At 71.2% G+C, this 7311-nt stretch carries 3 protein-coding genes; 1 reads left to right on the top strand and 2 read right to left on the bottom strand.

The annotated features are described in order from the left end of the window. A partial coding sequence (locus tag ACZ4FH_RS35105) for a discoidin domain-containing protein (RefSeq protein ID WP_467309935.1) occupies nt 1-1698 on the bottom strand: 1698 nt, incomplete at its 3' end. Between the two features lie 486 nt (nt 1699-2184). Here ACZ4FH_RS35105 and ACZ4FH_RS35100 point away from each other — a divergent pair. Continuing rightward, nucleotides 2185-3591, top strand: a complete 1407-nt coding sequence (locus ACZ4FH_RS35100; RefSeq protein WP_467309933.1) for a helix-turn-helix domain-containing protein — start codon at nt 2185-2187, stop codon at nt 3589-3591. A 60-nt stretch (nt 3592-3651) separates the two neighbouring features. On the opposite strand, the gene ACZ4FH_RS35095 is transcribed toward ACZ4FH_RS35100, so the two are convergent. After that, the gene (locus ACZ4FH_RS35095; protein WP_467309931.1) at nt 3652-7152 is read right to left on the bottom strand and encodes a M28 family peptidase; all 3501 of its coding nucleotides are present in this window, start codon (nt 7150-7152) and stop codon (nt 3652-3654) included. Nucleotides 7153-7311: the final 159 nt, after the last annotated feature.

Raw genomic sequence — 7311 nt, 5'->3', positions numbered from 1 at the left:
GGTGTGGTCGATGATCGTGTCGTCGCTGTTGACGACCATGGCGGTGGTGGCCTTGCCGGCGCCCGCGCCGCCGACCCGGACGAACACGTCCTGGACGGTGGTCGGGTTGGCGGAGTGGTCGGCCGAGGCTCCCTCGGGTCCGACCTGGACGAGCACCTGGGAGTTCTGCGGTCCGGCGTCGATGAGGAGTCCGGCGAGCTTGACGCCGTCGACGTCACCGACCTTGAGGGCGGTCACGCCGTTGTCCGGGACGATGGTGGCCAGGCCCAGGCCGAGCACGACGGTGTTGGCCCGGTCGATGGTGACGGGCTGGTCGACATGGTAGATCCCGGGCGTGAACAGCAGGTGCAGCCCCTGTCGCACGGCCGCGTTGATCGTGGCGGCGGTGGCACCGGGCTTGACCACGTAGAACTGGCTCAGCGGGATGGACTCGCCCTGCGGGGTGCCGTTCCAGGAGACGCCGCGTGCGTTGGTGCGCTTGGCGGGGACGAACACCTTGTAGTCGTTGCCGTCGAGGTAGAGGAACGGCTTCTCCCGGGAGACCGGGGTGGTGTCCAGCGTGGTGTACGGGGGGTTGGGGAAGCTCTGGGCGGGGGCGCCCTCGACGCCGGAGAACGTCATGTTCCAGACGCCGTTGCCCCAGCTGCCGATGGAGCTGTCGCGGGTGTACCACTGCTGCTGCGAGTACGGGCCGACCTGTCCGTCGATCTTGCTGTCGGCGATGTAGCCGCCGCTCGCCCAGCCGTAGCCGTTGGGGGCGAGGTTGAGTCCGCCCTTGACGTGCATCCGGCGGAAGGGGGCGGCCTGGGAGACGGCCCAGCGGTCGGTGCCGTTGACCGGGTTGAGGGCCAGGTTCTCCGCCGAACGCCAGAAGTTCTGGGTGGCGTTGCCGTTGAACCAGCCCGCGTCCACGGTGACGTCACCGTTGAACGTGGTGTCGTCCGGCTTCAGACCGAGACCGGCGATCTGGGTGTAGAACCCGATCTGTGCGTTGATGTTGTTGTAGGTGCCGGGCTTGAACATCAGCGCGTAGCGGCCGTTGCCGAACTGGGCCGACTCCTGCTGCTTGAAGATCTCGTCGACCTTGCCCTGGATGTTGGGGGTCGACGGGTCGAAGACCAGCACGTTCGGGCCGAGGTCGCCGCCGCCGGGGATCGGCGTGCCGGTCCCGCCGTCGCCGGTGGTGCCGAAGACCTGGAACTCCCAGAGGGAGTAGCCGTACTGGGTGGCCCGTTCGGTGCCGGTCAGCCGGACGTAGCGGGCGGAGCCCGAGACGTTCAGCGTCTCGTTGCCGCCGGCGCCCGTGGTGGTCGAGTAGGCGGTGCTCCAGGTGCTGTTGTCCGTGGAGAACTCGACCTTGTAGCTCTTGGCGTAGGCGGCCTCCCACCGCAGTGCGATCTGCTCGACCGAGGCGGTGGCGCCCAGGTCGACCTCGATCCACTGGGGGTCGGAGAAGGTGCTCGACCAGCGGGTGCCGTTGTCGCCGTCCACGGCGGCACGGGCCGGGGTGCCGTCGCCCTCCTGGCTGGAGGTGGTGACGGTCTTGCCCTGGGAGAGCAGCGACGGCGCCGCGCTGGCCGGGGTGGACGGGGCGAAGGCCAGCAGCGAGACGACGAGACCGGCGACGGCGGTCAGCACGCCGGTACGTCTTCTGCCGGCCGGAGCCGCGGGTCTGCGGAACAAGGGGGGTGCGTACATGGGGGATTGTCTCCTGGGTCGCGGAACGGGTGCACGACACGAAGCCGGAGAGCGCTCTCTCCGGCAGTTGGGGATACTTCTCCCTCGTCTCCGCTCACGTCAATAGGTGTGCAACACCCGCTTGTGAATGCAGTGTTGAGCACAAGAATTGACGACTGATATCTCACGATCGACCGTATTGGCAGGGTCTTGACGGAGACGCCGTACGGAATCTGACGGATCATCGATTCAGGCAATGTCGACGCCGCCACGGGGAGTGAAGAGCGGCGAACGGGTCGTTGCCACCGCAACGGATCCGTTTCCGGTGAACCGGCGAAGGACCGGGCCCGCGTCGTGCGGGACACCGCCGCGCCTGTTACCGGACATCTTGCGGACACTCCCGGGACAGCGGGGGCGACCGCTCGCTATCCTCCGGGACATGAGCCGTGAGCGTGGTACGCGTGGCGCCCCTGACCTGGTGCGACGAGGTTCCAGGTGACCGAGGGCATGGGCACTGTTCCGGCGGACGCCCGTACCGCGGAGGTATGGCGGGCGTTCGGGGCGCGGTTACGTCAGTGGCGCCGCCGGGCCGGGTTCACCCAGGCCCAGGTGGGCGCCCGGGTCGGCTACGACCACACCGCCATCAGCAAACTCGAACACGGCAGCCGGCGCACCCCGCTGCCGCTGGCCCGCCGGCTCGACGAACTGCTGGGCGCCGAGGGCGATCTGCTCTCCGCCTGCGAGGCGGCCGACGCACAGGAACGCGCCGGGGACGTCCAGGTCGTCCGCCGCGGCCCGCTGCCCGGCGAGCCCGCGGGCGGAACGCTGCTCGCGATGCTCCCGCCCGGAGCCGTGCCGCCCACCGCGCTGCCCGCGTACGGACTGGTCTGTCCCACCCACGGCCGGGCCGGCTGCACGGTCCCCGCGCTCGCGGATGTGAGCGCGCTGCACGCCGCGTTCTGCGCGCTCGGCCCCGACACCCGGTCGCACCCCGCCCTGGACGACGACACCGTGCACGCGCTCACCGCCCTGCTCGCGGTCTGTCTGCGCGCCGACGAGGAGCGTGCCTGGCCCGGGGCGACGGCCGTCGTCGAGCGCACCCTGCACGCCATGCTCCGCTGGATGGCCCTCCCCGCGGCGCCCTACCAGCGGCTCCTCGCCCCGCTGGCCGCCGAGTACGCCCAGTCGGCGGGCTGTCTGCGCCTGCTCTGGGGCCGCAACGGCACCGCGATGGCCTGGCTCGACCGCTCCCTGCTCTGGGCCGCCGTGGCCGGACACGTCGGGACGCAGGTCGCGGCGCTCAGCGATATGAGCACCCTGGCCCGGCTGGAGGGCGACGGCCCGTCGGCGCTGGCCTACGGCGGGGCGATCGGACAGGCGGCGGCGGGCCGCCCCTGGGCCGCCGCCATGAGCGACCTGTACCAGGCGCGCGGCCACGCGGTGCGCGGCGACGCCTCCCGGACCCTGCGTCATATCGACCGTGCCCGGAGCCGGCTGGACCGGATCGGCGAACGGGACGAGGCGGAGGCGCCCTGGCTCTCCGTCGCCTCCGTGCGGCTGCGGGTAGAGTCCGGCGCGGCGGGCGCCCTGCGGGATCTGGCCGCCGCCACCGGCGACCGCCGCTACGCGCTGCGGGCCGTCGACGCGACCGGCGCGGCGCTGGGCCTGCTGCCGCCGGGGCTGCACTCCGCGCGGATGCTGTTCCTGGCGCGGATGGCCGACGCGCATGCCTGCGCCGGTGACCTCTCGGCGGCCCAGGCCGTGGCGGGCCCGGTCCTGGACACCGCCGAGATCAATCCGTCGACCCTGCTCGGACAGGAACTGCGCGGGCTCCACGCCCGGCTGGCCGCCCGTTCCGGCGCCCGCCCGGACGGCGACGACTTCGTCCGAAGACTCGCGGCGGCCGTCCGCTGAGAACGCCGGAGGGCGGGACGTGTGGATCACGTCCCGCCCCCGCTCATGCGATGGCGCCGGTCAGCTCACGTCGAGTGCCACGTCGTCCACGACGAAGCTGGTCTGCAGATAGGCGTCCTCCTGGCTGGTGAAGCCCAGGGTGACCGTCTGCCCCGCCGCGGAGCCGACGTCGAACGTCTTCTGGACGTAGCCGTTGCCGGCGTCCGTGTTCGAGTACGTGGCCAGCGTGCGGGAACCGAGCTTGACGGTGAACGTGTCGTAGGCGACCCCGTCCGCCGCCTCGTCCGTGTCGGTGCTCAGATAGAACGACAGCCGGTAGGTCGAGCAGCCCGTCGGCACGGTCAGCGACTGCCCCAGGGAGTCGCTGTGCGTGCTGCCCCAGCCGCCGAGCCAGGCCTGGTACGAACCGCTGTGCGCGGGCCGCTCCGAGGTCCGGTTGTTGATGACGCCGGAGCTCTGCGTCCAGGGCGTCGTCCCGTTCTCGAAGCCGCCGTTGGCGACGACCTGCCGGGCCTGGCAGCTGCCGCCGCCACCGACGACCAGGGAGTACGTGGTGGCGTGGCTGGTGGAGCCGGTCCCGGTCACGGTGAGGGTGTACGTCCCGGCCGCGGCCTGCGCGCCGGCGGTGACCGTCATCGTGGACGAGGAGCCCGACTGGACCGAGGACGGGGAGAAGGAGACGGTGACCCCGCTCGGTGCGCCGGAGGCGCTGAGCTGCACGGTCTGCGCGGAGCCCCCGACCGTGGCCGTGGACACGGTGGCCGTGACCGTGCCGCCCGGCTGGACGGTGCCGGAGACCGGGTTCACCGACAGCGAGAAGTCGTTGCCGGTGGTGGAGCCGACCGCCGTCTTCCACAGCGTGTAGGCGACCCCGTCGGCGCTGCGGTCGAGCGCGGTCGCGTTGATGTTGCTCGTGGTGTCGCAGGAGGAGTGGTAGCAGGGGTCGTAGGCGCGGCCCGCGGTCCCGCCCCACTTGGCCGCCTGCGCGGAGGTCTTGGTGGCGCTGGCGCCGGTCGCGTAACCGGAGGTGGCGATGCCGCCCTGCTGGAACGAGTAGTCGTCCGAGCGGCCCTGGCCCTCGACGTTCTCCTCGGGGGCGAGGCCGAGCGAGGTCCAGTACTCCTTCATCGGCGCGGAGGCCGTGGAGTTGACGTTGTTGATGAAGTAGCCGGCGTTGGTCGAGGCGACCATGTCGAAGTTGTAGTACGCGGTGATCGCGGCCCGCTGCGCCGAGCTCAGCTGGCTCACGTAGTGCTGGGAGCCCTGGAGCCCCTGCTCCTCACCGTTCCACCAGGCGAAACGCACGTGCTTGGTCAGGGTGGGGTTCTGCTGGGCGAGCGCGAGGGCGTTCTCCAGCAGGGTCGCGGAACCGGAGCCGTTGTCGTTGATCCCCGGCCCGGCGGAGACGCCGTCGAGGTGGGCGCCGAACATCACGGTCTTGTCGGACGGTCCGCCCGGCCAGTCGGCGATGAGGTTGTTGCCCTGGTAGGTGCAGCTGGTGCAGGTCTGCTCGCTGACGGTGTAGCCGGCCGCCTGGAGCTTTCCCTTCACATAGGCGAGCGAGGCCGAGTAACCGGCGCTGCCGGCCCGGCGGTTGCCGCCGTTCTGCGAGGCGATGGTGTTGAGCTGCGTCAGATGCGCCTGCACGTTGGCCACGCTGATGTCCGGCGGCGTGGTGCCCGTGCCGCCGCCGTTGTCGACGGTCAGGACGTACTGGGCGGTGTGGCTCTGGGTGCCCGCGGCCCCCTTCACCGTCAGCGTGTACGTGCCCGGAACGGCCGCCGACGTGGTCGTCACGGTCATCGCCGAGGTCCCGCCGGACTGCACGGAGGCGGGGCTGAAGGAGACGCCGACCCCGCTCGGCTGGCCGGTCGCCGACAGGCTCACCGTCTGCGGGCTGCCCACGGTCACGGTCGTACGGACCGTCGAGGTCACCGAGTTGCCGGGCTTCACCGATCCGGAGGCCGGATCGAGCGCCAGCGAGAAGTCGTCGCCGCTGCGGACGCAGGTCGGGTCACCGCTCTGCGCGGGCACGCTCACCGCGTCCCAGGCCGCCTTCGTCCGGTCGAACAGCACACAGCTGGTGTCGAGGTTCCGGGCGGCGGTCAGCGTCGCGGTGCGGTAGCGCTTGTACGTCATGCCGCTGGTCTTGAGCAGCATGCCGCCGTAGAACACCTTGCCGGCGCTCTGGATGCCCACACCGGTGACCGACGCGTTGTTGCAGGTCGGGCTGGACGGCTTGCCGCCGCCCGGGTTCGAGCCCTCGGCCAGCAGATAGAACCAGTGGTTGAGGGGACCCGCCGCCGCGTGCTCCTCGGTGTTGGGGATCGAGGAGCTGTAGCAGTTCGGGTCGCCGATCTGGCCGGGGTTGTACATGATCCGGATCGGCCCGTTGCCGACGAGGTTGATCTTCTCGCCGACGGTGTAGTCCGGGTCGTCGTACGGGGCCGGCTCATTGGTGTACGCCTCGGTGAGCGCGCCCATGATGTCACCGGTGGCCTCGCCGAGACCGGACTCGTTGTTGGCGCCGCCGGGGGTGTACTGGTCGATGCCGTGGCCGAACTCGTGGCCCACGACGTCCATGGCCCCGATCCACTGGTTGGCCTGGTTGTGGCCGATGGAGACCGTGGAGCCGTCCCAGTACGCGTTGACGTCGTTGAGGCCGACCTTGACGGGCCAGCTGCGGCCGTTGCCGTCGTGGCCGTTGCGGCCCAGCCAGTCACGGAGCATGTCCCACTCGTGCTGGGCGGCCCACATCACGTCGACGCAGCCGGTCTCCTTGCTGGAGGCGCTGCCGGTGCCCCAGGAGTCGGTCGACTTGGTGAAGACGCTCCCGGTGCTGTAGTCGGCACAGCTGAGTCCGGGGCGGTTGGGGTCGCGCAGCGAGTAGCTGCCGCCGGAGGCGGTGGTGCTGATGGAGAGCGGGGAGGGCCCGTTCCACTGGCTGTTGCCGGTGCCGGCCCGCACGTCGTCGTAGCTGTCGAGGACCTTGCCGGTGCCCGCGTCCACGAAGACGTGGAGCCGGCTCGGGGCCTTGGCGGTCCGGCCCCGGAGCACGGTCTCCCAGGCCAGCCGGGAGTTCTTGCCGCCCGCCCTGACGACCAGCCGGTGGCTCTCGACCTCGTCCACCCGGCGCAATTGCTTGCGCGAGGCGGCCTCGGCGGCCTTGGCCGTGACCGTGGCGGTGGTGGGCACGTTGATGCGCCGCGAGATCGCGGACTGGGAGCCGCGGACGCGCCCCTTGGAGTCGGCCACGACGACCGCGTCGCCGCCGACGACGGGCAGCCCGCGGTAGGTGCGCTCGTAGGCGACGGAGTACAGCCCGTTGATCCACGGGGTCACCATGCGCCGCTCGTACCGTTCCTGGGGACCCTTGGCCAGGGCGTCCGTGCCGCTGACGGCCGCGCGGTCGGCGGCGGACACGGCCTTCGCCAGGGCGGTGGGGGCGGGGCTCGGCGCGGGGGGCGACGGTTCCGCGGAAGCGGTCTGGCCGCCGGTGGCAACCAGCATTGCGGCGAGGACGGCCAGGGTCGTCCCGGCCGTCAACGGTCTGTGTCTCATCGAGGCTCCTCGTTTCGTGGGGACCTCGGTCACGGGCAGTGGCCTGCGCAGACGCACCCGCCCGTACGGCCGGCGGGACCGGTCGCACAAGGGTGTCCGTGATCGGGCGACCGAACACTCACACGTCGCCATGACCGCGTCAACGAACTACGGCTCCGC

This window comes from Streptomyces sp. NPDC024555, from assembly GCF_055559335.1.
The sequence above is the reverse complement of the archived record's forward strand: the minus strand, read 5'-3'. Positions and strand labels throughout refer to the sequence as shown.